The organism is Nonomuraea thailandensis (assembly GCF_024172165.1).
Taxonomy (GTDB): Bacteria; Actinomycetota; Actinomycetes; order Streptosporangiales; family Streptosporangiaceae; genus Nonomuraea; species Nonomuraea thailandensis.
Genome location: NZ_JAMZEB010000002.1, coordinates 3,399,840 through 3,426,141, shown reverse-complemented (window position 1 = coordinate 3,426,141; position 26,302 = coordinate 3,399,840). Strand labels below are relative to the sequence as shown.

The following is a 26,302-nucleotide window of genomic DNA, read 5'->3' as shown; positions in this document are numbered from 1 at the left end:
GGCCGAGGAGCAGAGGCTCGGCGGGGAGCGAGCGCAGGAACACCGATACGCCCGCGCTGTCCAGCGGCCGAGCCGTGTCGTGGACATCCATGCCTTCGACCGTAACGTTGATCTCTCGGTGCAATTTCTCAGCGGATGTCTCCAGGCATTCGGCGTCGACTCTTCAATCACCGGTACGGCGATCCGCCGCTCCTCACCCGCCTGACCGATCCCGCAGCCGCGGGGGGTGGCGGCCCTGAACACCCCCGGCGGGTGGGATGGGATCGGCGGCCGCGCCCCGGCATCGTCGATCAGGACGACGACTCACTGATCGAAGAGGACGAACGATGCCTATCACTCCTGCTCCCGGCCCCGGCCTCGGCACTGACGGTGGCGGCGGCGGCTTGCGGGCGCTGGGCTCGCGACTCGAAGGGGTGCTGGTCCTGCCCGGTGACCCGGGCTGGGACGCCGCCCGCGCGGCCTGGCAGCTGGCCGTGGACCAGCGCCCGGCCGCCGTGGTCCTGGCCCGCTCGGCCGCCGACGTGGCCGCCACCCTGAAGACGGCCCGCGTCTGCGGCCTGCGCGTCGCGCCGCAGTCCAGCGGCCACAACGCCGCCCCGCTCGGACCGTTGCACGACACCATCCTGCTGCGCACGTTCGAGATGGCGCACGTGCACATCGACCCCGTGCGGCGACTGGCCCGGGTGGGAGCCGGGGTGGTGTGGGCGGAGGTGAGCGCGGCCGCCGCCAAGCACGGCCTGGCCGGGCTCGCCGGCACCGCCTCCGACGTCGGCGTGGTCGGCTACACCCTGGGCGGCGGCCTGTCCTGGTTCGCCCGCTCCCACGGCCTGGCCGCCAACCATGTCACCGGTGCCACCGTGGTGACCGCCGACGGCCGCGTGCTGCGTGTGGACGCTGGCCACGAGCCCGACCTGTTCTGGGCGATCCGGGGCGGCGGGGGCGCGTACGCGGTCGTGACCGAGCTGGAGTTCGCCCTGTTCCCCATTACCGAGGTGTACGCGGGCGCGCTGTACTGGCCGATCGGGCGGGCCGAGGAGGTGCTGCGGCGGTGGCGCGACTGGACCGCCACCGTGCCGGACACGGTCACGTCGCTGGGACGGCTGCTGCGCTTCCCGCCGCTGGAGGACATCCCGGAGCCCTTCCGGGGCCGCTCGCTGGTCGCCGTCGAAGCAGTCGCCCAGCTCGGCCAGGGGACGCAGCTCGGCCAGGGCGGCCCGCTGAGCCAGGAGGCGGCCAACGCGCTGCTCGCGCCGCTGCGGGATTTGGGTCCCGAGCTCGACACCTTCGCGCCCACGCCGCCGTCCCGGCTCGACCTGCTGCACCTGGACCCGCCCGGCCCCACCCCGGCCGCCGGTGACGGCTTCCAGCTCGCCGCCCTCACCGACGACACACTCGCGGCCCTGCTGGCCGTGGCCGGCGCTGACGCCGACGTACCGCTGCTGACGGTCGAGGCCCGCCACCTCGGCGGCGCCCTGGCCCCGGACGCCGCCCTCCCCGGCGGCGCGGTGTCCTCGCTGGACGCGGCCTTCGCCGTCTTCTCCGGCGGCCTCACCTTCGACGCGTCCTCCACGGCCGCCGTGCACGCGGCCCTCGACACGCTCACCACCGTCCTGGCTCCCTGGCGGGCGCCGCTGTCCTACCGCAACTTCACCGAACGGCGGCCGGACAACGGGCTCGCCTTCGAGCCCGACCAGGTACGGCGACGGCTGCAGCGGATCAAGCAGACCTACGACCCGGGCGACGTGATCAGGGCCAACCATCCGGTCGAGCCCTCCCTATAGCCGCCGTGACCTCGATCACTTCGCGGTCGAGCGCGTATCTCGCCACGGAGCGGCCCCCGGGCCGCTCCCTACCTTCGTTCCCGAACAACCCCAGACTCACGGAAAGCACTCTTATGTTCTCTCGTGTCGCCCGCTCGCTCGCCGCCCCCGCCCTGGCCACGCTGGCCGCCATGGCCATCGCCACCTCCACCGCCACGCCGGCCTCCGCAGCGACCACCGCCGGGGCCGCCGTCGCCGCTGACAAGCGGGCGTTGTGCAAGCCGGGCATGTTCTGCATCTTCGGCGACACGAACTACCGCGGCCTGTTCTTCGGCAGCGCCGCCAACGTCCCGAACGTCGGCACGGCGAGCGCGCCGTTCGGCTTCAACATCAACGACCACACCACCTCGTTCTGGAACCGCACCAACCGCGACATCTGCATCTACGCCGACACCAACTTCAGGAAGAAGATGTTCTGGCGCGTGAACAACGGCACCCTGGTCGTCGGCCCGGTCGGGGCCGGGCGCTCCACGTCCAACATCGGCAGCGACACCAACGACAAGCTCAGCTCCTTCGGCCCCTGCTGACCGCCGTAACGGCAAGTCGCACCAGGAAGCCCGCCGCCCGCCGTCGTGAGGCTGGCGCGCGGCGGGCTCCTTCACGCCTTCCAGCAGACCGCGCCAGCGAGACCCGAGACGACATCGAAAGCCTCAGGCGTCGCGGCGCCGACCCTGCGCCTGGATGCCGTCGAGGATGACGTCCAGCCCATCGGTGAACCAGCAGCGTTCACCGGTCGGCAGTGGGTGGCTGACGAGCCGGCGCAAGTGGGGAAACACGCCGAGTACGGCACGGCGAGAAGCTGGAGTCCCACGCGTGGTTCATGAGCTTCAAGGGGGATGTCGCCTTCGTCGTGGTCGTCGTGGTCGTCGTGGTCGTCGTGGTCGTCGTGGTCGTCGAGGTCGTCGAGGTCGTCGAGGGCGGAGCGCGGCGGTAAGGTCGCCGCCCCGGTCGCGGCCACGTTCCTCAAGGATCTCTGACGTCTTTCACCATGAGAACCGGCGGGGCGGACGGCCCGTGACGCGTTCGACGGCGTCGGTGACCCGATCCTCCGAGCCGTCGCGGATGGCCTCGTCGTAGGCGGCCAGCATCCTGGCATAGTCGGCCGGCATGCCCCGCTCGGCGAAGTGCCTGGCCAGTTCCGCCACCGAAACGGCCCGATGGCGCACGGGCTTTCCTTCCCGCCGCGACAGGACCGCCGCGACGTCGTCGTAGCTGAGCGCCTCAGGCCCGGTCAGGATGTGGTCGGTGTTGTGCGGGACCTCGTCGGTCAGCGCGTGGCCGGCGACGGCGGCGATGTCCGCCGCGTCCACGAACGCCACACGGGCGTCCCCGGTCGCGGACAGCAGATCCCCGTCCCGCTCGCGCACCGCGAGGGTGCGGCCGGTGAAGTTCTGCATGAACCACGAGGGCCGCAACACCGCCCACTCGGGCATCGCCGTACGGACGAGCCGGTGCACCTCCCCGAGCCCCGCCGCGCCCTCCGGCACGGCCGAGGAGCTGAGCTGCACGACCCGCCGTACCCCCTGACGCACCGCCTCCTCCAGGAAGGGCTCCACCAGGGGCACGGGATCCGCCACCCCGGCGGGCGCGACGAGATAGACGGCCGAGACGCCGCGCAGCGCGGGCGCGTGGGTGGCCCGCTCGGCCCAGTCGAAACGCACGTGCGTCCCCTGGCCGCGACCGGCCGTCCTGACGGGCACGCCGCGTTCGCGCAGGAACGCGGCCACCCGCGAGCCGGTGGTGCCGGTCGCGCCGATGACGAGGACCTCACTCACCGCCGTCACCGCCGAAGGCCGTGTTCAGCTCCCGCGCGCCGCCCATCGCCTCGGCCGCGGCGAGGGGGTTCCAGTAGTCGCGGTAGTGGTGGATCCGGCCGTCGCGCACGGTGAGGACGGCGACGTACCGCATCCGGTACGGCTTGCCGGTGGCGACCACGAAGCCCGCCGCCTCGAACTCGGCGATCACCACGTCGGGGTCCGTGCTCTGGTGCACGGTCTGCTCAGGGAACTCGCGGATGTCGAGGAGGCCGGGGTAGCCGCTCATATACGCGGTGATCGCCGCACCCCCTTCCACCCGCGGCGGATAGCCGGGCGGCGCGAACGGGAACTCCACCACGCCGTCCTCGGCGAACAGCCGGGAGAAGGCCGCCATGTCCTTGGCGAGCAGCATCTCAAGGGCATGATCGACCAATTCACGAGGGGTCATGAGGATTCTCCTAACGTCTGGACGGCACGGTTCCGTCCCGTCCACAACGTAGCACGAGACGGGACCGTACCGTCCACTCGCTAGACTGACCCCATGACACGTCGCACCCCCACCGGGGCGGCCGTCCTGCAGACGTCCGTCACCGAGGCCATCACCGAAGCCGTGCTCGACGAATGGGCCGAGCACGGCTACGGGCGGCTGTCCATGGAGGCCGTGGCCAAACGGGCGGGAGTGGGCAAGAGCGCGCTGTACCGCCGCTGGGCGTCCAAGGAGGAGATGGCGATGTCCGTGATCTCCGAGATCCTGGCAGCCGAGACGTCCGTCCCGGACACCGGCTCGCTGCGCGGCGACCTGCGCGCCGCCCTCGACGCGATCATGGAGCTGTACGTCCACCCCCGCTTCTCCCGCATCCTGCCCGATCTGGCGGCCGAGGCGGCGCGCAATCCGGAGCTGGGCCACGTCAACGAGTCGATGGTCTGCACACCGCGGCGCGAGCAGAGCAGGGTGATGTTCGAGCGGGCGATCGAGCGGGGTGAGGTGCCGGCGGACCTCGATCTGGAGCTCGTGCTCGACCTGGTGGTCGCGCCGATCTACTGGCGGCTCAGCGTGCGGAGGGTGGAGGCGCGTCCTGGATACCTGGACGGGCTCACCGACATGATGATCCGGGCGATGTCGGCGGCTTGACTCTCCAGCCGGTGGAAGGTGCAGGCTCCCCATCGTGAGTGACAGGCAATCTGCGGACGCGCTTCACACGATCGGAGAGCTGGCCCGCCGGACCGGACTGCCGGCGCGGACGATCAGGTTCTGGTCCGACAGCGGCGTGCTGCCGCCCCGCCGGCCGTTCGGCGGGCGGCTACCGCCTCCACGACGACTGCGCCCTGACCCGGCTCGCCCTGATCGGCATGTTTGTGGCGGACAGATCCAATGCCCACCGGCCGCGTCCCTCACTCTCGTCCCGCTCGTTGGCAACTCTGACTGCATCGGAAAACACTCCGCGTTCCGCCAGCTGTGCTCAACAGGGACTGTCCGAAAGAACGGCTCTGGCCCGTAATCGGTGACGGTGTTGAGTTATCTTCACCGCAGCAGGATGCGGTGACGGTAGAAGGTCGAACCCAGCACGGCCGTGCAGCCGGCGCATGACCGGTTCCAGCCCCCGCCGTCGCGTCCACCGGGCTGGTAGCCGGGCGGTTCGACATAAATCGGCATCTGGTCTCCACTACGTCGGGGCGGCGGCCATCAAAGATCGGAGAGAACGGGCTGCCTGCGGTTGCGAAGTGCTCTGCGGGCAGCGCCCGGCCTGGTCTCGGACCACAGGGCGGCCCATGCCGCTGCTGATGCGCGCGTGGCCTGCGATCACACGGTTCTGGCTTAACCCGTGCGGCCACAGCACCGTCCATCATTCCGCCGCCGGCCGCTTCAGCCTGGAATGGCAGGCCCTGACCAGCGTGGACGACCAGCAAGAGGCCATCGTGCTCATCACCACGCCACCCGGCAGCCCTGACCACGCCGCCATCCAGCGCCTCGACTCCTGGGCACGCGAGGACGCGTTGCACCCCAGCCGTCCCGACCGGCGCTTGAACAGCCCGCGTGAACGGTCGTGTCCACGTACCATCGTCCAGAGCCGGCCACGGTCGCGGCCAACCGGCCGAACGCCTGGAGAGTTCGAACCTCCCCGTCCGGCGCCACACTTGAACCACCCGCTACATGCGCTCGGGCACGGCGATGGGTTCAGCACGCCCCGATGCGATGTCCGGCGCGCGGACCGCGATGGCGTCGGTCAAAGACATGCGCCGCTGCCATCTCGGAGTCGGCGTACCCAGCCACTCTAGCGATCTTGTTCGAAGCTCAGGCAGGGGCAGGACTGGCAGGCAGGATCTGCCGCCGAAGCGGACACCCGTTCCTGGGTCTGGCCCGAGGTCGCATCCAGCTTTGGATGTCAGGCGCCCTGGGTCAGGATCCGGCCGCGGGGTTCGATGGTGGTTCAGCGCTCCTTGTGTGAAGCGCGAGGCCGCCACCGTTCGCAGGCCGGAACCCCAGTTCATGGAGGTCGGGATCGTCGAGCGCGGCGACCACGCTCAGGGCGCCGGCCGGGCAGTTCCGTGACCTGCGTCGCCGAAGCCACCCGCCGCTCCGGCACTCACCTGGACGGAGACGATGATGAAGGAGCTGCCCACGCTGCGGCGCGGCGACGGCAAGGACCCCAACGACCCGACCCGGTGGGACGTCAAGACCGTCTCTACCTGCTGCACGCCCGCGGCTTCGGCGTGGGCAGCGGGATCGACGACACCGTGTTCGGCGCCCCGCTGGAGGACGCGATCCGCTCCTTCCAGCGGCACGCCGGCCTGAAGGTGGACGGCGTGATCGGACCGAAGACGTGGCCCGCGCTCGTCCGGCCTCCTAACACCCCGAGAAGTGATCATGCTCAGGTTCGTGTCCACCGTGCTCGCCGCCCTCGTCGCCGTGGTGCTCGCGGCCTGGCTCGGCGGAGCCGTCGCCCCGGCGGCGGGGCAGAGAAATATGGAACACCATCCGGCGGCGTCAGGGCGCGTATTGGATCGTGATCAACATATGAATGTCCCTTCGCGGCGGGTTCTAGACCGGTAGACCTTCGCGTGTGACGCGAGCGCAACTGACAGACCAAGAATGGGAGTTCGTCAGGCCCTACCTGCCGATCGGTGAGCACGGGCCTTACCCCGAGCGTCTGCGCCAGCAGTTCGAAGGCGTGGTCTGGTGGTTTCGGGCCGGTGCTCAGTGGCGGGAGATGCCGGCCGAGTTCGGCGCCTGGCCGGCGGTCTCCGATCGCTTCCGTCAGTGGCGTGACCCCGGCGTGTTGGAGGCTCTGCTGGAGGGCTTGATCGCTGAGGCCGCCAAGTGAGGAGGGGTGGATCTGTCGCTGGTCGGCGTCGATTCCACCACGGTGCGTACGCACCACGACGCGGCCGGGATGCACCTGAGCCACGACGTGCTCGCCGCCTTGGAGAAGGCCGCTGCCAGGGAAGACAAGGCCAGGTCAAAGGGGGCGACCTCGAAGAACAGAACCGGCCAGGGGCCGAAGCGGGCACGGAAGAGGACAAACGGCGATGCCTTCGGCGCCGCTGGAGACTGCGGCTGAAGTCCGCCCTGCTCGGTCGTTCCCGGGGCGGGCAGACGAGCAAGATCCATCTAGTCGCAGACCGTCAATGTCGCCCGCCGGCGTTCGTCTTGACCGCCGGGCAGGCGGCCGACAGCCCGCAGTTCATCCCGGTACTGAGGAAGGTCCGGATCCCGGGTCCCGTGGGCCGTCCCCGCAGAAGAAGGGTTCCCGGGGCGGCCGGCCGTCGGTCACGACGCCGGCCTCTACACCGAGCGGAACACCGTCGAGCGTCTGATCAACAAGCTGAAGGCCTGGCGAGGCATCGCCACTCGGTATGACAAGACGCCCGGCAGCCATCTCGCCGGCCTCCACCTACGCGCCTCGATGATCAGGATCAGGGACCTCCCGACCCACTCATTGATCACGACCCAATACGCGCCCTAGGCGAACCCGGCCGCCTGGTCATCACCGGCGGCCCCGGTACCGGCAAGACCACCCTGGCCGTGCAACTGCTGCTGGAACTGCTCGCCGGCCGCGGCAGCGACGAACCGGTCCCTGTCATGCTCTCCCTCGCCGGCTGGGACACCACCTGCCACCGGCGCCTGGACGAATGGCTGGCGGCCCAGCTGACCACCACCTACCCGACGCTGCGCGCCGCCGAGTACGGCGGCGACGCCGCCCCCCGCGCACTCGCCGAGCAGGGGCACATCCTGCCCGTCCTCGACGGCCCGGACGAACTGCCCGCCCCGGCCCGCGCCCAGGTCATCCGCGCGTTGAACGACTGTCTCACCCAACGTGATCAGCTGATCCTGACCAGCCGCACCACCGAATTCGCCGCCGCGGTCACCTCTGCCGGAGATGTGGTGACGGGCGCGGCCGTCATCGCCCCCGTCGCGCTCACCCCACCCGTCGCCGCCGCCTACCTGGGGTGACGGTAAGAAATGTGTCATGAGCCCCAAACGAGCATGATCGCCGTTCGCCGCGGTCCTCGCCGAGGTGGTCGCCCTGCAGGCGGCCAAGGCGGGGTATCCAAGGGGAGGGCGACCGGCCGCCAGTGGCGTTAGCGAGCCGTCGGGGCTCGGGTTGTCGCCACCGGCGGTTCCGATGGTTATCTCGGGTTGTTGACCTCTCCCGCAGGTCGGAGCCCGATGATCTTGTCAGGCAGGTAAGGCACGTCCAGTGGCGGACAGGATGCCTGGACCATCGCTGCGGCTACTACCGGGGCCCCTTCGGGCACGACCGCCTCTGCGCCGTCACCCTCCCCCGAGAGGTCACCGCCTGGCGCGACCACCTAGAGACGATTGATTCCAAGGGGTGAGGATCATCCGTTGGGTTGTACAGAGGCCACGCCGGCTGACTGCGAGCGGGTGCTGGGCGGCGACCACCCCGACACCCTGGGCTCTCGCAACATGCTCGCGGGTGCCTTGGGCAGCCCGCCACTTACCAGAGTCATTGATGTCTGATGCTGATCCAGGTGGTCTTCAACTCCATGTACTTGTCGAGCGCGTGGAGCGACTTGTCGCGGCCGATACCGGACTGCCGGAACCCGCCCCAGGGTGTGGTGATGTCGCTGTCGTCGAAGTTGTTGATCCACACGGTCCCGCTCCGCAGTCGCCGGGCGGCGTTGAGCGCCACGTCGACGTCCTGCGTCCAGAGCGCGGCGGCGAGGCCGTAGGCCGACGCGTTGGCGAGCTCGACCGCCTGTTCGGGGCCGTCGAAGTCGATGACGGCCAGCACCGGGCCGAACACCTCCTCCTGGGCGAGCCGGGTGTCGTTGCCGACGTGGTCGACGATGGTCGGCTCGACGTAGGCGCCGCCGGTCTCCACACGGGCGGCGGCGCCGCCGAGCACGAGGCGCCCGCCGGCGTTCTGGGCCTCACGCACCCGGGCGAGGATGCGATCCCTGCTGTCGTGGTCGATGACGGCGCCGAGCTCGGTCGCCGGGTCGAGAGGGTCGCCGAGCCGGATGGCGCCGGCCTGGGCGGTGATGTGTTCGAGCAGTTCGTGCTTGACGCGCCGGTCGACCAGGAGGCGGGAGCCGGCGTTACACACCTGGCCGGCGTTGAGGAAGATCCCCCACGTCACGGCTCGCGCGATGGCCTGGAGGTCCTGGGCGTCCGCCATGACGATGTGCGGTGTCTTGCCGCCGCATTCGAGGCTGACTCGTTTCATGTTGCTCTCGCCGGAGTAGCGCAGGAAGAGCTTGCCGACCTCGGTGGAGCCGGTGAAGGCCAGCGCGTCCACGTCAGGGTGACGGCCGAGGGCCTGCCCGGCGGTCTCGCCGAACCCGGGGACGACGTTGAGCACGCCGGAGGGCAGGCCGGCCTCGACGGCGAGTTCGGCGGCGCGCAGCGCGGTGAGGGGTGACTGCTCGGCGGGCTTGAGCACGACGGAGCAGCCGGCGGCCAGAGCGGGCGCGAGCTTCAGGCAGGCCATGTACAGGGGAAAGTTCCAGGGGGTCACGCAGCCGACCACCCCGATGGGCTCGCGGGTGACGGTCGCCAGTACGTCGCTGCCGGTGGGCGCGGTCTCGCCGTACACCTTGTCGATCGCCTCGGCGTACCAGCGGACGGTCCTGACGGCGGCGGGAACGTCGATCGTACGGGCGTCGGTGATGGGCTTGCCCACGTCCAGCGACTCGGTCAGCGCAAGCTCCTCAGCGTGTGCCTCCAGGAGATCGGCCCAGGCCAGGAGCACCCGCTTGCGCGCCCTCGGAGGCTGGTCGCGCCAGCGGCCGTCGTCGAAGGCCCGCCGGGCGGCTCGCACCGCGACGTCGACGTCCGCGGCGTCGCAGGCGCTGACCTCGAGCAGGAGCCGACCGTCGATCGGGCTGTGGTCGGCGAAAGTGGCGCCTTCCTGGGAGGAGGTCCGCACGCCGTCGATGAAGGGCGTGCCGTGCAGGCGGAGGGATGCGAGTGCTGCCTGCATCGTGTCCGTCGGCTTGGTGTGCATGGGGCCGGTCATGGTTGCTCCGGGAGGGTGATGGAGTCGAGTGCCTGGGTGAGGTCGTGGATCAGGTCGGCCGGGTCCTCGAGTCCGACCGACAGCCGTACATAGCCCGGGGAGATGCCGAGCGAGGTCAGTTCCTCAGCGCTGAGCTGGGAGTGCGTGGTCCCGGCCGGGTGGGTGACCAGGGTTCGGACGTCGCCGAGGTTGACCACGTGGCGCACGATCCGCAGGCGTGACACGAACGCGGCGGCCGCCTCGTGGCCGCCGGCCAGCTCGAGACCGATGAGCCCGCCCCGGGCGCCGAGATAGCGCCGGGCACGCCGTGCGTCGTCACCGCTGTGCAAGGACGGGTGGTTGACGCGGCGCAGCGCCGGGTGGCCGTCCAGGTGCGCGGCGATCAGGCCGGCGGTGTCACAATGGCGGGTCATCCTCAGCGGCAACGTCTGGATGCCCTGCACCAGCCGGCTCGCCGCCGAGGCGGCGAGAGCGGGCCCGAGGTCGCGCATGAGCGTCCGTCGCAGTCGTACGAGGTACGCGCTGGAGTTCGTGGCGCCGGCGAGCGCGGTCCACACCTGCCCTCGATAGGCGGGATCGGGTTCGGTGAGCAGCGGCAGCCGCGCGCCGGCGGCACCCCAGGCGAAGCGGCCCGTGTCAACGATGACCCCGCCGAGGGCGGTGCCGTGACCGCCGATGTACTTGGTGGCCGAATGGACCACCACGGCGGCGCCGTGCCGGCCGGGGCGGCACAGCACCGGCGCGCAGGTGTTGTCGACGATCAGCGGTACGCCCAGCCGGTCGGCGACGTCGGCGACCTGCCGGATCGGGAACGTGCGCAAGGACGGGTTCGGCATCGTCTCGCCGTACAGCGCACGGGTGGATCGGTCCGCGGCGCTCGCGAACGCCTGCGGATCGCGCCCGTCGACGAACCGGGTCTCGATGCCCCAGCGGCGCAGGGTGTGGGCGAACAGCGTATGAGTGCTGCCGTACACGTCCGAGGAGCAGACCAGATTGTCGCCTGCCTGACACAGGTTCAGCACGCTCAGCGCGATCGCGGCCATGCCGGAGCCGGTCGCGACCGTGCCAACGCCCTCTTCCAGGGCGCTGACCCGCCGCTCCAGCTCGGCACAGGTGGGGTTGCCGTAGCGGCTGTAGGTGAACGCCTCGCCAAGCCCGTCCTCACCGTAGAGCGCTGCCGCCTCGGCCACGCCCGGCAGTTCGAAGGAGGCCGTCTCGTACACCGGTGAGACCACTGGCCGGATCGCCGGCCCTGTCCGGACGGCATGGCCGGCGGCCAGCAACCGCGTCTGCACGTCCCATTCGCTGCCCTTCACAAGGAAGACCATAGCGGGTCGATATCCTCCCAAACAAAGGATCTTTCGCTATGATTTCTACAGAAAGAAGGCAATGATAGCTCAACGGCCGTCGAAAGGAAGTCAGCGATGGAGATGGGAGAACGGGGCGATCTGGATGCGACCGACCTCGCGCTGCTGGCCCGGCTCGCCAAGGACGGCCGCGCGAGCCTGACCGATCTCGCGCGCGAGGTCGGTCTCAGCCGGCCCTCTGTCGCCGACCGCCTCCGCAAGCTGGAGACCAGCGGAGTGATCGCCGGCTACGCGGCCCGGATCGACCCGGCCCGCCTCGGCCTCCCGCTGCGCGCGCAGGTACGGCTGCGCCCCCACCAGCCCAACGCCCGCGCTCACGGGCTGCGCGAGAAGCTGCTCGCCCTCGGTCATGTGCTCAATTGCGTGCACGTCACCGGCGACGACTGCTACGTCATCGAGGTGGCCGCCCGGAACCCGGCCCATCTCGAAGAGCTGATCGACAGCCTTACCGGCATCGGACGCACCACGACCCTTCTCGTCCTGTCCGATGTGGTGAGCCCGTCCGACGTCGACCTCAAGGCGCTCCTGCTCGAACCGAGATCCGCCCCATCGGCCGAACGATGACCGGCGCGAGCACAGTAACAAATGGTCAAGTGAATGGAGTGCTTCTCATGTTCTCGCTGCCGCTGCGCGACGGTGCTCATCTCGGGCCGCTGGAGGTCTGGCACGGCGAGGCCTTCGCCGATCATCTGGACCGCGCCCGCGAGCACATCCGTCCCTGGGTCGGCCCCGCGTTCATCACCGACGACGTGGACGGCGCGCGGGCCACGCTCAAGCGGTACGCCGAGCGCCAGGCCGCCGACGGCGCCCGCCTGTACGGCATCTGGCGGGATGAGCTGCTGGTCGGCGGGGTGATGTTCACGGCCTTCGATGCCGCTGCCGGCTCGTGCGAGATCGGCTGCTGGCTGGAGCCGTCCGCCGAGGGCCACGGTCTGATCACCCAGGCGTGTGGCGCGCTGCTGGACTGGGCGTTCACGTCCCGAGGGCTGCACCGGGCCGAGTGGCACTGCCGGGCCGACAACGACCGCAGCTCAGCGGTGGCCCGGCGGCTCGGCATGACGCTGGAGGGAGTGCGACGCGAGTCCTGGCCGTACGAGGGCGTGCGTTACGACAAGCAGCTCTGGGCCGTCCTGGCTACCGAATGGCGGGGAATCGGCCGGTGAGCGGCGACGGCCCGCCGATCTGACAGCCCCCGCGCCACCGGCGGCGACCCCCGTCCAAGCCGTTCGGCGGGACCGTCGAGGCTTCGCTACCGGGTGCGGGGCAGCGTATCCGCGCTGGTCGTCAAGGCGTCCAGGACACAGCCGACCAGCGGATGCCGGCGAGCGCCCTGGCGGATGGCGGCATAGAGCGTGCGGTGCATGCCCGGCTGGTGGACACCGATCAGTCTGACACCGGCGGCGTCCCCCAGGCTGGGAGACGTGGCGATGGCAGGCAGGAGCGTGATGCCATGACCCGCACCGGCCAGGGCGGCGGCCACCGCGAAGTCGCCGCTGTGCGCCACGACGTGCGGCTCGAACCCGGCCAGGGCGCAGCTACGCCGCAGCATCGTCTCGCAGGAACTCCCCGCGGCCGGGGCTATCCAGCGCTCGTCACGCAGGTGCGCCAGCTCGACCTCGGGCCCCTGGAGGGGATGATCGCGCGCTACCGCGATCACCAGCGGCTCGACGAACAGGTCGATGCGGTCGATGTGCGCCTGCGGCCGTTGCGGCGTCAGGCCGTACTCACCGGCCAGCACCACATCGAGCTCGCCTCTCATCAGGGCAGGAATACCGTCTTCAGGTTCGCACTCCTCCAGACGCAGATCCACCTCGGGCGCCGTGGTGCGCAGCGCGGTCAGCGTGGCGGGCAGCAGCGTCCGGCCCAGCGTGGCGATGGCGCCCACAACGAGCGTCCCGCGGAGGTCCCCGTCGAGCGAGGCCAGGTCGGCCTCTGCGGCCTCCAGATCCGCCAAGACACGACGCGCGTGACCGGCCAGCCGATCCCCAGCGGCGGTCAGGCGGGCGGTACGCCCACTGCGGTCGACCAGAAGCATGCCTACCTGCCGCTCCAGGGCGGCGATGTGCTGCGACACCGCAGGCGGGGTGAACGTCAAAGCTCGTGCGGCGGCAGCGATGCCGCCGTGTTCGGCCACCGCGAGCAGCACTCGCAGGCGGCGCACATCTAGCATGAAGCGATGCTACATGGGTGCCGGAAAAGTTGTTACTGGCGCTTATGCAAGCGTAGCGGCAGGCTGGGGCCGTGATCCGTGATCGACGTTTGACCGCCGCCGTGGCCGTCACCGTGCTGTTGTGGTCCGCGGCCTTCGTGGCCATCCGGATGGCTCTGCCTGGCTTCGGCGTGGCCGGCCTGTCAGTGGGCCGGCTTCTGGTGGCTTCTCTGGTCCTCGTGGTGGTCGCCCCGCTGCTGCGCGTCCGTTGGCCCGCCCGGGCCGACCTCCCCCGCATCGTCGGCTGCGGCCTGACCGGAATGACCGCCTACCAGCTGCTGCTCAACGCCGGTGAGCGCAGCGTGCCGGCCGGTACCGCGAGCTTGCTGGTCAACACCGCCCCCATCGTCGCCGCCGTGCTCGCCCTCATCGTGCTGCGAGAGCCGTTGAACCGGCGAAGCATCGCCGGCCTGGCTCTCGGGTTCGCGGGTGCCGCCGTCATCACCTTGGTACAAGGTGGCGGCCTGACGCCAAGCCTGGACGCGGGTCTCGTGCTCGGCGCGGCCGTCGCCCAAGCGTCCTTCTTCGTCCTGCAGAAGCCTCTGCTGGCCCGATACTCCGGAGTCGAGGTCACCTCGTACGCCGTCTGGTCGGGCACTGCCCTGTCGTTGCCGCTGCTGCCCGCCCTGATCAGCGACATACCGCGGGCTTCCGGCGAGGCGTTCGCGGCCCTGCTCTTTCTCGGCGTCGCGCCCAGCGCACTCGGCTTCATCACCTGGGCCTACGCCCAGGCCCGCCTGCCGGTAGCCACAGCCGCCAACACGCTCTACCTCGTGCCGTGCCTGGCGATCGGCATCGCCTGGGCAGCCCTCGGCGAGAGCATCCACGCGGCTGCGCTGCTCGGTGGCCTGATGATCCTCACAGGCGTCTTCATCAGCCGCAAGCCCAGCTCGACCAGCTTGAGTGAGATCAAGGACCAGGGCCGCGTAGCCGCTTCTCCTTAGAGGGCCGACCAGAGTGGCGGCGCTGCCGATGTTGGACGCCCTCGCCTCGGCGATCAGGAACGGTATCGTGCTCGGCATGGTGCCGCTGCGGCCCGGGGACGAACTGGTGGCCACGCTCGCGGAGCTGGCGCTGTTCGCCATGCTGTTCACCAACGGCATCAGGGCGCGCCGGTCGGCGTCGGTGAGCTTCTTTCATGGCTGTCATGCCATCGCATCAGTGGGATATCGGGCTCGACCGTTCAATGTTCGCGTGAATGCTCTATTCGGACAGGGGTGCGCGGGCGTTCCGGTCGGTGTGGCTCTGCTGCCACTGCTCCATGACCTGCCGGAGGGGCGCGTTCACCAGGAGCAGGAACTCGGCGGCGACGCCGAAGCGGGCGCCGGCCGGGGTCGCGGCCCCGAGGATCTGGGCCGCGCGCTGCGATGCGGCGATCAGGGTGTCGTTCTGCTGCACGGCCGCGCGGGTGGAGCGGACCCAGAGGCCGTCGTCGACGACGTAGCGTTCGCGGCGCCCGCCGGGAGTGCGTTCCCGCTTGAGCAGGCCCTGCTGTTCGAGGAAGGCGACGGCCTGTGAGATCGACGCGGGGCTGACGCCCAGCCGCTGGACCAGCTCGGCGGCGGTGAGGGCGCCGGAGTCGGTGACGTACAGGCAGGCCAGCACCCTGGCCGTCATCCGGGGCATGCCCTGCTGCTCCAGGAGCGTGGCGAAGGATTCGGTGAGGTCCTGGACCGCCCGGGGATCGCGCCCGTGGCTGCTGTCGCCGGCCGGCGGTGCCGGGGGCTTGGCCTGGCGGTGCCGGCGGGCCCGCTGCCGGGTGGCCTCCTGCGCCCGCTGCGCCTTGTAGTCGTCGGGTCCGCCGTTGCGGGTGACCTCCCGCATGATGGTGGAGCCGGGCCGCCCGAGACGGCGGCCGATCTCTGTGTAGCCGAGCCCTTCGGCCAGCCCGGCAGCGATGTGCTGACGGTCCTCGTTGGTGAGCCTGTCTCCGGGCATCGGTGCCGGTCTCCCATCTGCGTGCGTGGGCTCGGCGCCCGCGCTCCTCGTCGCACAGTATGCATTCACTCGCATTCCATTGCAATTCCAAGCATGATCGTCTATTGCATTCAGCCATATGCTCATTGCACTCCGGGACCTAAAACTGCACTTGTACAGGATTTTTGTGTCCGATTGAAGTTGACCAACTATTGAATGCAATGTACTGTCGCAGACGTTCAGCAGTGCATGAACGTTGGCGCACAAGGAGGCAGAGGGATGTCTGACATCGCAAAGGGCGGCTTCATCGCGAGGATGATCGGCCCCAAGCGGCGGTGGCGGCAGTACAAGGCGCGCGTGAGCCAGCTCCCGCCGAACTACCGCACGGCGGTCGAGGCGATCGCGCGGCACATGATGCACTTCGTGCCGGCCGACGGTGCCAGCGACGCGTCGCGGTTCGAGAACCTCGCCGCCCTGTTCGAACAGGCCGCGGCGAACGGGACGCCGATCCGCGAGATCGTCGGGCATGACCCGGTGAAGTTCGTCGAGGAGTTCGTCCGCGCCTGCTCCGACGGCGGCTACGTCCCCGCGCGTGCGCGCAAGCAGCTGACCGACGCCATCGCGCGCGTCGCCCTCTGAGACCGCCGGATTGCCGACTCTCGTGCGCGCCGCGCCGGGACGGGCTTTGCAAGATCAAACATTGTGTAAGGAGAATCATGATGGGACACAGCAGCAGCGGCTTCACCAAGACCGGGCTGGACAGACTGCGCGAAGCGCTGGCACGGCATGTCGAGTCCGGGAAGATCCCCGGACTGGTCGCCCTTGTCGGCCGGGGCGAGGAAACCCACGTCGAGGCGATCGGGACGATGCGCCATGACGGCGGCGTGCCGATGCGCCGCGACACCATCTTCCGGATGGCCTCCACCACCAAGCCGGTCGGCGCGGCGGCGGCGATGGTGCTGGTGGACGAGTGCCGGCTGCGGCTGGACGACCCGGTGGATCCGTGGCTGCCCGAGCTTGCCGACCGGCAGGTGCTGAAACGGCCAGACGGACCGCTGGACGACACGGTGCCGGCACGGCGGCCGATCAGCGTGCGGGACCTGCTCACCTCCACCAACGGGCTCGGCATGGACATGACCGCGCCGGGCACCCCGATCATGGGCGCGCTCTTCGAGCGCGGCGTCTACGGCCAGGAGGACGGCTGGCTGCTGCCGGGCGTGGACCCGGATGAGTGGATGCGGCGCCTGGGTACGTTGCCGCTGATGCACCAGCCGGGCGAGCGGTGGATCTACAACATCAGCAACGACGTGCTCGGCGTGCTGGTGGCCAGGGTCACCGGGCAGTCGTTCGAGGAGTTCCTGCGCGAGCGCATCTTCGGCCCGCTGGGCATGAAGGACACCGGCTTCCACGTGCCCGCCGACAAGATCGACCGGCTGCCGCCGCTGTACGCCCCCGACTGGCAGACCGGCGAGTTCCGCGTGGAGGACCCTGCCGAAGGGGGACACCACAGCACGCCCCCGGCGTTCCAGTCCGGCGGCGGCGGACTGGACTCCACCGCCGACGACTACCACGCCTTTTTCCGGATGCTGCTGGGCGGCGGGATCCACGACGGCGAGCGGATCTTGTCCAGGGCCGCCGTCGAGCTGATGACCACCAACCAGCTTCCGCCCGAGCAGCTGGCCGCCCGAGTGGCCTGGGGCCGCGACTCCGTCCATCGGGGGTATGGCCTGGGGCAGCACGGCGGCTGGGGGTTCGGCATGGCGGTGCGCACCTACCGGGGCGACTACGCCCCGATCGGCCAGTTCGGCTGGGACGGCGGCAGCGGCACCACCGCCTACGCCGACCCGCACCACCAGCTCGTCGGCATCCTGCTCACCCAGACCGGCATGTCCACCCCGGACTCGGCGCGGGCCATCCACGACTTCTGGACCACGCTCTACCAGGCCATCGACGACTGACAGCCCATGACTGGTCGAGTCGGTCCGACAGAGAGACTTGACCAGGCTCCGGCCCTAGAGCGCGCACCCTTGTCGGTCTACGTGGAAAAGGGAACTGTGGCTCGAACGATCAACAAGTTGCCGTCATGCGCTGCCGAGCGAGCCCAGAGCACCGACGCTCAGCCGATTGCTTCCGGCGCTGGCACCAGTGCCCTCTTGATCAAGCAGCCAGCTCGACGCCGGTGAAGTCGACCTCTTTGAGCAGCGGGTCGAACGGGTCCGGCCGATGACGGAGTTCGTCGGTGGCGTACGCGCCGAAGCACCTGATGCGGGCCCCCAGGTAGGGCGCGATCTGGCCGAGCTGGTCGGCAGTGATCTCCCAGCCCTCGGCGACCAGCTGCCGCACGACATCGGAGATGTCCAAGGCGTTGTGGAAGACGACCAGGTTGGCCAGCAGCCTGTTGAACTTGATCAGTTTCTCCTGCTCTTCGGGGTCGTTGTCGGCCAGCAGCCCGCCGAAGCCGAGCCACTTGGAAAACCCGTTGCAGGACTCGACCTTGTTGGTCGCCGCGGTGACCCGCGCCCGCAGCGCCGGATCGGCCAGATACCGCAGCAGGGCGACGGTGCGTACGCTGCGGCCGACCTCACGGAATGCCTTGTAGATGCGGTTCTTGCGGGAGTTGGAGCGCAGGCGCCGCATCAGCGTGGCCGGGCCGCAGGGGGTCAGCGTCTGGCCGCGGGAGATTTCGGTCAGGCCCGAACGGCAGCTGTCGGGAAAGGAAGAGGAAAGCATCCTGAAGGAGGGGCTTCACGATGGCGCGCGACCGCGGCGGGAATTGCTGAACCTGTTGTGGTCGTGCCCCGTACCCGATTGTCCCCTGTTCGGAGACCGAGCCATGGGACGAGGAAGACGACCAGCGGCGGATCGGATCGCGTGCCCGCACCGTCGCGGAGTATTTTGCCGTCGAGCGAGCCCGCCCAGTTCAGCTTCCCGAAGACGTCGTCTCCCTCACCGAGCATCGGCTGGCCACACTGCCGGTCGATACCCGGCCTCTGCCGTCGGCGGCCGTCTATGACCAGCTCTTGCGCCACCGGCATCCATCCGCCAGCAACGAAGGGGATGCATCATGACCTCTGCCCCTGCACCACTGCGTCATCAGCGAGGACTGACCGAACAGGCCGCCGACGCCGCGCTCGACCAAGCCTGTCGCCTGCTGCGGGGCTGCCCACCATCCGCACTCAGTTCGCCAGCCACCGCCGATGCCGCCGAACGCGAGCAGCTCACCTACCGCGGCTTCCTGGCCGAACTGCTGATGGCCGAGTGTGAGGATCGCCAACGCCGCCGCAGCGAACGCCGCATCCGCGCCGCAGGCTTCCCCCGGCAGAAGTGGCTGTCGGACTGCACTGGGCACGGAAGCGGCGATGGCCGGGCTCCGCGTCAAGTACGTCCTGGCCGCCCGGCTGGTCAACGAACTGGTCGAGGCCGCCGACGAACTGGTGCTCAACAAGACCATCGCCCGCTACGGCCGTGTCGATCTACTCTGCATCGACGAACTGGGCTGCCTCGAACTCGACAAACGCGGCGCTGACCTGCTGTTCCACGTGCTGACCGACCGGGAAGAGACCGCAAGCGTCGCGATCGCCTCCAACGAGTCGTTCGGTGGCTGGACCGAAACGTTCACCGACCCACGGCTCTGCGCCGCGATCGTCGACCGGCTCACCTGCAACGCCACCATCATCGAAACCGGAACCGACTCCTACCGGCTCGCCCGCACTCGCGCACAACAGACCGGCGTCACCGGATAGCAAGCCTGGCCCAGCCACACGACGACGCACCACCAGCAATATCACGGAGCCTTTCGTGCGCCGCCGGCTACTCCGGGGTGAACGGTTCGTCACTCCACCGGAACCAGGCTCGATCACCTTCGATATGCAGGAGGAACTCGGCGACCGGTCCGCGTGGTGAGATCAGACAGACGGCCTCCGCCACCTGGTCATATGCCGCCTCCCACTCCTCCGGATCATCGTCGTCCTGTTCCAGGAGCTCCAGCTCTCGATCGAAGAGCGGCTTCACCTTGGCGAAGGCCGGGCCGGCGACGAAGGTGCCGTGCATCCAGGGCATGTCCATGTCGTCGATGACGATCTCACCGCACAGCTCATCCCCGCACAGCACCCGCCACGTCTCCTCGCTTCGGCCCATGGATCCACCCCTGCAAGATTCAGCACTTCACATCATCAGCCGCCACCCTAAAGATCGCCGCCGACAAGAATCACCGGCTCGGACGGGGCATGCTGGTGGGGCCACATCCCACCCGTGATCACGCTCGCCGAGATCGTCAACTGGGGCCAGAATCCATCCGAAGGTGGGCCCCAGTCACACCCGTGGAACCAAGTGGGTGTACAGCGTCAACTGCCCAGGCCGCGCAGTGCGCGAGCACACCCGATCTTCGATCGAGGTTCAGCTCTCCCGAAGCCGGGAGTCGCTGCCCGTTACCGCCGATCTTCACGCCGCTCGGAGCATACTTGTCGATCGTCGCTCTGGGCACGGTGCCGCTCACGGTCACGCGACCGGCCCGGACATTGGCGTGATTCTGCAGGACGTCGGTGAGGGGCGCCCTCACGTCGTACGCGACACCCCGCAGGTTCGTGACTCGCACGCCGCTGTGGTGGAAGGTGCCGAGATCGAAACGCACCTCTGGATGGCGCCCCGACGTTACGACCGCCACGACCACCAGCGATTTGCTTGCTGAGATGCCGGCGGCCCGCTCCGGCCGCGCGTCCGCAGGCGCGATCCGGAATGGGTAGCCCCGGCCGCTGTCGAAGACCGAGAGCCACTCGCAGACCTCGCCCGCACAGCGAGGTGGCTCAAGGTCGATCAGGCGCCACGATACCGGTAAGGGTCGGACCGTGCCCCCAGGCCATCCTGCGGGGAGCCGCGACGCTGGTGCAGCTGGCGGAGTGCTCGGCGGGCCGGCTGCCGTTGGGCCGGATCGCGGACGGGCCCGGCCTGGCATGGCGCGGCCTGATGCTCGACGTCGTACGGCATCCGTTCCACGTGGACGAGATCCGGCGCGTCGTCGACCTGCTGACGCGATACAAGCTCAACGTGCTGCATCTGCATCTCACGGACTCCGACGGCTGGCGCCTGCAGTCCACGGCCCGCCCGGGACTGGACTCGACCTCGCCCGGCGAGCTGATCACGCGACGCGACCTGGACGAGCTGTCGGCCTTCGCCGAGACCCGTGGCGTGACGGTCGTGCCCGAGATCGACCTTCCCGGTCACTCCCTTGCCGCGACCCGCGCCTACCCGCACCTCACCGATGGCGGGGCCGCCGCTCACCTGGGCTACGTCGATCCGGCCCTGCCCGGAGCCCAGGCGTTCATCGAAGAGACCGTCACCGAGTTCGCACACGCCTCTCGCGCCCGTTTCGTCCACATCGGCGGTGACGAGCCCTTCGGAATGCCGTTCGAGGCCTACACGCGCGCGGTCGGCGCAGCCGTCCGCGCGGCGCACCACGCCGGGAGCCGGGTCGTCGCCTGGCAGGAGGCGGTGCGCGCCGGCGCGCTTCGCCCAAGCGACATCGTGCAACTCTGGATCGGCGCGGAAACGAGAATCGACGCCGACGCGAAGAAGGCCGAGCTGCCCGAGTCCGCCCACCCGTTCGTCGACCAGATGGTGGCGTTGTTCGCGCTGGCTCCCACCGACGGTCCCGCCGCGGCGAGGGCCGGGCTGCCGGTGCTCCTATCGTCGAGCGATGTGCTCTACCTCGACCGCCCGTACGCGGAGGCGGCCTCCGACGCCGAGGGAGAAGCGCGCCGGGCCCGGCTCGGGTTTCGCGACTATCCGCCCAAGACCATCCGTGAGATGTTCGACTGGACCCCGCAATCCCTGGTGGCGGGACTCGACGTCCGTATCGCCGGGGTGGAGGCCGCGATCTGGTCGGAGACCATCACCGGCTTCGACGATCTGGCCTTCCTCCTGCTTCCCCGCCTCCCAGCCGCGGCGGAACGGGCCTGGACGCGGGAGCGGACGGACTGGGACGACTACCGGGCACGGCGGCAGCCGCACGCGGAAGTGTGGCAGGCGACCGGGTGGGGAGGAGCGTTCCGGCCCGCGACTGCGATGTGACCTCGCGTCCGGCCGCGTACTGGTTCTCCACCGGCCGTTCGGGTTCAAGGCAGGCCTCGCCCGGGTGGCCCGCCTCGACGAGGCTGTTGAACGCCTCCCGGACGGCCGGTCCGCGCCGCGTGCAGGGCTACGACAGGCAGTGGATCATCTCTCCCCACCCCCAGATAGCGTGCCCATCGGGCGTGGGGCTGAGGTCCTTCCAGCAGCCCGAGCCCGCGCGGCGCCTTTCTGCTGATCACCACCACGCCCGCCCTGAGGCGGCCCCACACGATGACCGCGGATTCCCACCCCGCACCGTTGTCCATCCGTCTGGCCCGCGCCGACGACCCCGGCGAGATCGACCAGCTCTACGACATCTGCGTGCGTACCGCGGCCTGGGGCCGCGACGCCAGCGGCCTGCTGGCCGAGCACCGGCTGCTCGGCGATATCTTCGTCGGCCCCTACCTGGCCTGTGCACCCGACCTCGCCTGGGTCTTGGCCACCGAGGAGGTCCAGGGCACGCCGTCGCAGCCCGTTGGCTACTTCCTCGCCGTCGCCGACACCGTGGCTTTCGAAGACAAATGGGAACACGAATGGTGGCCGCGCCTGCGCGCACAGAGCCCGCGTCGGCCGGTCCAGCCGGGCAGTCCCGACGTATGGCTGCACTCCTACGTCGAGAACCCGCCCCGCACCCCAGCGGACATCACCAGCCGCTACCCGGCCCACATCCACGTGGATCTCCTGCCCGAAGCGCAGGGCAACGGACACGGACGACGCCTGTGGACCACCGCCATCAAGGCCCTGCGCAGCCGCGGAGTGCCCGGCGTCCACCTTGGCGTCGCCGCCCGCAACACCAACGCGCAAGGCTTCTAGCACCACCTGGGCTTCCGTCTGCTCACCGAAACCTCCGACACCAAGTTCTTCGGCATGCGCCTCTGAGCCCGCGCTGCTCACCGCCACGGAAGATGACCATCGCGGCGCCGGGGGGCGTACGGCTGCAGGCGGCGATGTCGTTGATCTCCGGGTCGCCAACCCGGATGGCGCCGACGTGCTGGACAAACGCGCCGCGCACGCGCCTCAGCCGGTCGGCGACCGACTGCGCGGCCGCGCCGGCAGACTGCGCGACCTGGTCGACACTCATGAGCGCACCCGGATCACCTTGCGGGAGACGGCGTGAGCCCCGCCCTCGACGAGCGTGAACGCAGCTGCGCCGCCATGGACCGCATCCTGGCCGGCACCCCGCAGAACTCCACCGGCGCGCTCACCGTCGTCGCTGAAGAAGGCGATCGCGAACAAGAACAAGGAACTCACCCAGATCAAGGAGGACGTTCCCGCCCTGGTCCGGGCAGTCCACGTGGCGTCGGTGTCTACCGGAGTAGGCGCGTAAGACGGCGGCGTGGACATCGTCGGCGAGCATGGAGAGCAGGTCAACCGCCTCGCGGACGTAGCGCCAGGCGGTGCTGGTGCCGATGGCGAAGCCCGCGGCCAGACGGGCGTAGGTGTCGCCGTTACGCAGGTGGGCCAGGACCAGCAGGGCTTGCCGGGACGCATCCAGGCGGCGCCACCGGCAGCGGCGCTCGGCACGCCGGGCACGGATCAGCTCGGCCAGGCGGATCAGGGTGTGATGGGACAGCGGAATCGCGGCAGGGTAAGACAGCAACGAGGCTCTCCGGTAGAGGCATCGGATCTTGGTCGACTGCTGTCTTACCGAGAGCCTCTTCTCATGCCAACCGCGCCTCGACGCCATCCCTGCTGACCTGCGCGATCACGTTGGACAAGCCTCAGAGGAAACCGTCCAGCTTGGGCTCAAACAGAGGCTGCCTGGCCGACCCGGCGGGAAGTCGTCCTCGAACAGAGCCGCGCGACCAAAGGCCCCCACCGCCACAGAATGGGCCATGGGACGCAAACCTCCGCAGCGCTCCCCGCTCCTGAGCACTCCGCCTCGCGCCACCGCGCGCAGCACCGCCCCCCCGACCGCGCCGACGCCACCAGGCAAGCCTCGGTGTCATCGGCCGGTCAATCCCTAGAAGCCATCTTTGATGAGCTGTACGGGCGAAGCCCGTTCTTCTTTGGTTCTCTTGATCGGGAATCAAAACCCAAGACACCGCCTTTACGCTGTAGATCAAACAAGCGCCTGCATGCCTGCGCCGACGCTCCTGGCCGCTTGCAGCCGATGGTTCAGTGTGGATTGGGGCGGGCACCAAAGGGGAATCTCCGGCGGATCAGACACACGGCACCGGGCCCCGCGCCGACACGTAGATGAGGCGGCAAGACACCATGGCGACCGACTACGACAACCCTCGCAAGACCGACGACGAGCCGGCGCAGGACAGTCTCCCCGAGCTCCAGGCCCACCGCGCCGACGCCTCCTCCGGCAGCATCGACGTCGATGAGACCGACCTGGCCGAGTCGCTCGAGCTGCCGGGGGCGGATCTGTCGGACGAGGCGCTGTCCGTGCGGGTGATCCCGCCTCAGGCGGACGAGTTCACCTGCTCGCGCTGCTTCCTGGTGCATCACCGTAGCCAGCGCGCACCCGGGCGAGACGATCAGCACATCTGCCTGGAGTGCGCCGCCTGAGCGAGACGCCGAGCGCTATTGGTGCCGGAGCGGATGGACCGATCCTCCCTGAGTCTGCCCACCACTGCTCTCGGCAGCCCAGACATCCGGGCTGGGCTGCTCCCGGGCCAACGGGCCGCGATCCGCTGATGTCCTACGGGAGTAGGCGGAACCGAAGGGGGTGGACCGGCGCAGGAGCGACGGCAGCGCCGGCCCCTCTCGCCCCAAGGCGGTCCTGTCCCTCCCCGCGTCCCTGCGGCAGGTGACGTACAGTAGGTGCTCGCCCCGGCCATCGCGGCTACACCACGTGACCGTCAGGCGGTCTCCTCGCCGCCGGCGTCGACCCCGCGCAGGTCGGCCAGGTTGACGATCTCCCGCATCCTGGCGAACTGCCAAGGCGGGCTGCCCGCAGTCAGCTTGACCGGCTCGGCACGCAGGCCGTCAGCCCTCACCAGGTAACGGCCCATCACCGCGCCCCACCGATCCCGTTGCCCACGCATCCGACGATACGCCTGACGCATCGCTGGACCAGCATCGATCGGGTCAGCGGCAGGTGCTCGGTCGCAGGTACCCCGCTGCGGCCGGGTCACGAGCCGTCACTCTGGCACCTTCCCGGGTGGCCAGTCCCGGAGCGGGATCATGCCTTGCTCAAAGGCGGTTTACCGGCGCGTTTGGGCCGGTGAACCGGGGTAGAGGCCGGATCGTAGGACGAGTTCAGCGTGCGGCTGGACTGCTCTTCCGTGGTGAGACGGCCGCTTCGCCATCGACCAGTGCGGAGCGGCCTTGCGGAGAACCCCTGCCCGTGCTGTGCGGTGAACCGCCGTTGTGAACGGCGGCGTTGGGGCGGTTGCTCGACGACGCCCGGGCGGCTGTCCTGAGCGACGCTGGGACGGGTCGGCCATACAGGATCTGGCCACCCGTTCAGGGTCGCTTCGACGACGATCAGCCCCAGGGCGAGACGCCGTGATGCGCGGCTGTCGATCGCTCTGCGCCGCGGCGCGTCAGTATCCAGCGCTCCGGAGCAACGCAGAAGGGCGAGCCGTGAGCCGGAGGTGCTGCGGCGGCTCCGTCTTACGGCCCGCATGCCGCGCGCGGCCGGTCTTCCCTGGCAGCGGCGCTGCGGGGCCTGGGTCGGGGTCCGCAGATCGGGGTGGCGCTGATGCCGGCCGTGGCGTGTGCGTGAAGGGGGCGCGTCAGCGCGGGGCGTTGCGGTGGCGCAGCCACGCCAGGCCGGCCTGCGCCCGGCGGGACGGCGCAGCCCGGGGGCCGTCGCGGTAGCGTGCCCGGTGTGGCGCCGGGCGCAGATGCATCCTCGGGGATCTCGCCCAGCTCGATCGCGGCCAGCCGCTCTACAGCGAGCCCTTCACCCCGGTGTGCCAAGCAGATGTCGACCATGTCGGGCGACTCTAGGGCGCTGGGGGCGACCGCAGACATCGCCAGGGTGCGGCGGCCGTGATCTGCGCGGGGCGGTCACCATGGCCTGCGACTGACGAAGAGACCACTGATGCCCTCGAGGCATCGGCCGGGGGCGTGGGGCTGTGGAGCTTCGCGCGATGCTGAACGCGCATCCGGACCTGCACGCCCCGCATGAGCTGCATGTGCGCCAGCTGCGCGTGGAGTTCGGCACGGGGATGGAGGAAGAGCGATGGCGGCGCTCCGGCACACGCGTTCGCCTTCGAGCGGATCGCCGCGTGCTGGCCGGACGCGCGGTTTGTGTTCCTGTTGCGCCATCCCGCCTCCATCGCCATCTCTTGGCATGAGGCCAGCCCGGACAAGCGCACCCCAGCGGAGGCGGCGGCCGACGCGCTGCGCTACATGAAGGCCACCGAGCGGGCCAGGAAGGCGCCGCCCGGCGTGACGGTGCGCATGAGGACCTGACGGCCGAGACGAGACAAGACGCTCCGCGGGATCTGCAAGTTTCCTCGGCCTGGACTGGGCGCCCGCAAAGGCTCGCCTACGGCCAGCCACAGGTGGTCGACAAGGGGCTCGGCGACGGGAAGGACAAGATCCGCTCCGGAACCGTGCAACCGTGCCGGGAGCTGCCCCGTCCCGAGGAGATCCCCGAAACGCTGAGGAGCACGTGCGGAAGGTGGGGGTACCTGCCGTGAAGGTCCAGTACCTGCTGTCGGCGTACATCTACATGCGC

Annotated in this window: 27 protein-coding genes and 3 pseudogenes; 17 read left to right on the top strand and 13 right to left on the bottom strand. The window is 69.8% G+C overall.

Annotated features, from left to right (window positions below; translation table 11 throughout):
* Positions 1–326: 326 nt before the first annotated feature.
* The gene (locus HD597_RS19255; protein WP_253744045.1) at positions 327–1,781 is read left to right on the top strand and encodes an FAD-binding oxidoreductase; all 1,455 of its coding nucleotides are present in this window, start codon (positions 327–329) and stop codon (positions 1,779–1,781) included.
* Between the two features lie 113 nt (positions 1,782–1,894).
* On the top strand, positions 1,895–2,347 hold the full coding sequence (locus HD597_RS19250) for a peptidase inhibitor family I36 protein (protein WP_253744044.1): 453 nt from the start codon (positions 1,895–1,897) through the stop codon (positions 2,345–2,347).
* A gap of 123 nt (positions 2,348–2,470) precedes the next feature.
* Here HD597_RS19250 and HD597_RS64605 read toward each other — a convergent pair whose 3' ends face one another.
* The 3 genes from HD597_RS64605 to HD597_RS19240 form a co-directional block, all read right to left on the bottom strand.
* On the bottom strand, positions 2,471–2,596 hold the full coding sequence (locus tag HD597_RS64605) for a hypothetical protein (protein WP_276082956.1): 126 nt from the start codon (positions 2,594–2,596) through the stop codon (positions 2,471–2,473).
* A gap of 207 nt (positions 2,597–2,803) precedes the next feature.
* A complete protein-coding gene (locus HD597_RS19245; RefSeq protein ID WP_308210661.1) occupies positions 2,804–3,595 on the bottom strand; it encodes an NmrA family NAD(P)-binding protein in 792 nt (263 codons plus the stop codon).
* The gene (locus HD597_RS19240; RefSeq protein WP_253744042.1) at positions 3,588–4,025 is read right to left on the bottom strand and encodes a nuclear transport factor 2 family protein; all 438 of its coding nucleotides are present in this window, start codon (positions 4,023–4,025) and stop codon (positions 3,588–3,590) included. Before HD597_RS19240 ends, HD597_RS19245 begins: the two co-directional genes overlap by 8 nt.
* A gap of 93 nt (positions 4,026–4,118) precedes the next feature.
* Between HD597_RS19240 and HD597_RS19235 the strand changes: the two genes are divergently transcribed.
* Positions 4,119–4,709 (top strand): TetR/AcrR family transcriptional regulator, encoded by a 591-nt coding sequence (locus tag HD597_RS19235; RefSeq protein WP_253744041.1) that lies wholly within the window; start codon positions 4,119–4,121, stop codon positions 4,707–4,709.
* A gap of 34 nt (positions 4,710–4,743) precedes the next feature.
* Complete coding sequence (locus HD597_RS64600; protein WP_308210660.1) at positions 4,744–5,076, top strand: MerR family transcriptional regulator; 333 nt, start codon at positions 4,744–4,746, stop codon at positions 5,074–5,076.
* A 23-nt stretch (positions 5,077–5,099) separates the two neighbouring features.
* Here HD597_RS64600 and HD597_RS64595 read toward each other — a convergent pair whose 3' ends face one another.
* Entirely contained in the window at positions 5,100–5,231 is a 132-nt protein-coding gene (locus HD597_RS64595; RefSeq protein WP_276082955.1) for a hypothetical protein, read from the bottom strand.
* A gap of 767 nt (positions 5,232–5,998) precedes the next feature.
* Between HD597_RS64595 and HD597_RS66755 the strand changes: the two genes are divergently transcribed.
* From HD597_RS66755 to HD597_RS19220, 3 genes and pseudogenes are all read left to right on the top strand, one after another.
* Positions 5,999–6,586 (top strand): peptidoglycan-binding domain-containing protein, encoded by a 588-nt coding sequence (locus tag HD597_RS66755; RefSeq protein WP_372513376.1) that lies wholly within the window; start codon positions 5,999–6,001, stop codon positions 6,584–6,586.
* A gap of 53 nt (positions 6,587–6,639) precedes the next feature.
* A pseudogene (locus HD597_RS19225) lies at positions 6,640–7,542 on the top strand (transposase).
* On the top strand, positions 7,515–8,030 hold the full coding sequence (locus tag HD597_RS19220) for an NACHT domain-containing protein (protein ID WP_308210967.1): 516 nt from the start codon (positions 7,515–7,517) through the stop codon (positions 8,028–8,030). The pseudogene HD597_RS19225 and the gene HD597_RS19220 overlap by 28 nt, the downstream one beginning before the upstream one ends.
* A 517-nt stretch (positions 8,031–8,547) precedes the next feature.
* On the opposite strand, the gene HD597_RS19215 is transcribed toward HD597_RS19220, so the two are convergent.
* Entirely contained in the window at positions 8,548–10,062 is a 1,515-nt protein-coding gene (locus HD597_RS19215; protein WP_253744040.1) for an aldehyde dehydrogenase, read from the bottom strand.
* Positions 10,059–11,390: an O-acetylhomoserine aminocarboxypropyltransferase/cysteine synthase family protein gene (locus HD597_RS19210; protein WP_253744039.1), complete on the bottom strand. Its 1,332-nt coding sequence runs from the start codon at positions 11,388–11,390 to the stop codon at positions 10,059–10,061. The genes HD597_RS19215 and HD597_RS19210 overlap by 4 nt, the downstream gene beginning before the upstream one ends.
* A gap of 96 nt (positions 11,391–11,486) precedes the next feature.
* Here HD597_RS19210 and HD597_RS19205 point away from each other — a divergent pair, with 96 nt between their 5' ends.
* Both HD597_RS19205 and HD597_RS19200 read left to right on the top strand, forming a co-directional pair.
* Entirely contained in the window at positions 11,487–11,993 is a 507-nt protein-coding gene (locus HD597_RS19205) for an Lrp/AsnC family transcriptional regulator (protein WP_253744038.1), read from the top strand.
* A gap of 47 nt (positions 11,994–12,040) precedes the next feature.
* A complete protein-coding gene (locus tag HD597_RS19200) occupies positions 12,041–12,592 on the top strand; it encodes a GNAT family N-acetyltransferase (protein WP_253744037.1) in 552 nt (183 codons plus the stop codon).
* Positions 12,593–12,678: 86 nt separating this feature from the next.
* Here HD597_RS19200 and HD597_RS19195 read toward each other — a convergent pair whose 3' ends face one another.
* Complete coding sequence (locus HD597_RS19195) at positions 12,679–13,599, bottom strand: LysR family transcriptional regulator (RefSeq protein WP_253744036.1); 921 nt, start codon at positions 13,597–13,599, stop codon at positions 12,679–12,681.
* A gap of 71 nt (positions 13,600–13,670) precedes the next feature.
* Here HD597_RS19195 and HD597_RS19190 point away from each other — a divergent pair, with 71 nt between their 5' ends.
* Positions 13,671–14,582 carry a DMT family transporter gene (locus tag HD597_RS19190; RefSeq protein WP_253744035.1) on the top strand — a complete coding sequence of 304 codons (912 nt, stop codon included), beginning with the start codon at positions 13,671–13,673 and terminating at the stop codon, positions 14,580–14,582.
* A gap of 259 nt (positions 14,583–14,841) precedes the next feature.
* On the opposite strand, the gene HD597_RS19185 is transcribed toward HD597_RS19190, so the two are convergent.
* Complete coding sequence (locus HD597_RS19185) at positions 14,842–15,576, bottom strand: GbsR/MarR family transcriptional regulator (protein ID WP_253744034.1); 735 nt, start codon at positions 15,574–15,576, stop codon at positions 14,842–14,844.
* A 258-nt stretch (positions 15,577–15,834) separates the two neighbouring features.
* Here HD597_RS19185 and HD597_RS19180 point away from each other — a divergent pair, with 258 nt between their 5' ends.
* Together HD597_RS19180 and HD597_RS19175 are read left to right on the top strand one after the other, a co-directional pair.
* Positions 15,835–16,194: a DUF1048 domain-containing protein gene (locus tag HD597_RS19180; RefSeq protein WP_253744033.1), complete on the top strand. Its 360-nt coding sequence runs from the start codon at positions 15,835–15,837 to the stop codon at positions 16,192–16,194.
* Positions 16,195–16,271: 77 nt separating this feature from the next.
* A complete protein-coding gene (locus HD597_RS19175; RefSeq protein WP_253744032.1) occupies positions 16,272–17,513 on the top strand; it encodes a serine hydrolase domain-containing protein in 1,242 nt (413 codons plus the stop codon).
* Between the two features lie 199 nt (positions 17,514–17,712).
* Here the strand turns inward: HD597_RS19175 and HD597_RS19170 are convergent.
* Positions 17,713–18,201: pseudogene (locus HD597_RS19170) on the bottom strand (Tn3 family transposase); the annotation flags it as partial.
* A gap of 614 nt (positions 18,202–18,815) precedes the next feature.
* Here HD597_RS19170 and HD597_RS64590 point away from each other — a divergent pair.
* Positions 18,816–19,298, top strand: a complete 483-nt coding sequence (locus HD597_RS64590; protein ID WP_308210658.1) for an ATP-binding protein — start codon at positions 18,816–18,818, stop codon at positions 19,296–19,298.
* A gap of 67 nt (positions 19,299–19,365) precedes the next feature.
* Here HD597_RS64590 and HD597_RS19160 read toward each other — a convergent pair whose 3' ends face one another.
* On the bottom strand, positions 19,366–19,692 hold the full coding sequence (locus HD597_RS19160; protein ID WP_253744030.1) for a hypothetical protein: 327 nt from the start codon (positions 19,690–19,692) through the stop codon (positions 19,366–19,368).
* A gap of 744 nt (positions 19,693–20,436) precedes the next feature.
* Here HD597_RS19160 and HD597_RS19155 point away from each other — a divergent pair.
* The gene (locus tag HD597_RS19155) at positions 20,437–21,621 is read left to right on the top strand and encodes a family 20 glycosylhydrolase (RefSeq protein ID WP_253744029.1); all 1,185 of its coding nucleotides are present in this window, start codon (positions 20,437–20,439) and stop codon (positions 21,619–21,621) included.
* 270 nt (positions 21,622–21,891) lie between these two features.
* Positions 21,892–22,473 carry a GNAT family N-acetyltransferase gene (locus tag HD597_RS19150; RefSeq protein ID WP_253744028.1) on the top strand — a complete coding sequence of 194 codons (582 nt, stop codon included), beginning with the start codon at positions 21,892–21,894 and terminating at the stop codon, positions 22,471–22,473.
* 22 nt (positions 22,474–22,495) lie between these two features.
* Here the strand turns inward: HD597_RS19150 and HD597_RS19145 are convergent, their stop codons facing one another.
* Both HD597_RS19145 and HD597_RS19140 read right to left on the bottom strand, forming a co-directional pair.
* On the bottom strand, positions 22,496–22,741 hold the full coding sequence (locus tag HD597_RS19145) for a hypothetical protein (RefSeq protein WP_253744027.1): 246 nt from the start codon (positions 22,739–22,741) through the stop codon (positions 22,496–22,498).
* A gap of 213 nt (positions 22,742–22,954) precedes the next feature.
* A pseudogene (locus HD597_RS19140) lies at positions 22,955–23,260 on the bottom strand (helix-turn-helix domain-containing protein); the annotation flags it as partial.
* A gap of 617 nt (positions 23,261–23,877) precedes the next feature.
* Here HD597_RS19140 and HD597_RS19135 point away from each other — a divergent pair.
* Positions 23,878–24,177 (top strand): DUF4193 domain-containing protein, encoded by a 300-nt coding sequence (locus HD597_RS19135; RefSeq protein WP_253744026.1) that lies wholly within the window; start codon positions 23,878–23,880, stop codon positions 24,175–24,177.
* A 293-nt stretch (positions 24,178–24,470) separates the two neighbouring features.
* On the opposite strand, the gene HD597_RS19130 is transcribed toward HD597_RS19135, so the two are convergent.
* A complete protein-coding gene (locus tag HD597_RS19130; RefSeq protein ID WP_253744025.1) occupies positions 24,471–24,656 on the bottom strand; it encodes a hypothetical protein in 186 nt (61 codons plus the stop codon).
* 1,096 nt (positions 24,657–25,752) lie between these two features.
* Between HD597_RS19130 and HD597_RS19125 the strand changes: the two genes are divergently transcribed.
* Entirely contained in the window at positions 25,753–26,034 is a 282-nt protein-coding gene (locus tag HD597_RS19125) for a sulfotransferase (protein ID WP_253744024.1), read from the top strand.
* The last annotated feature ends 268 nt before the right edge of the window (positions 26,035–26,302 follow it).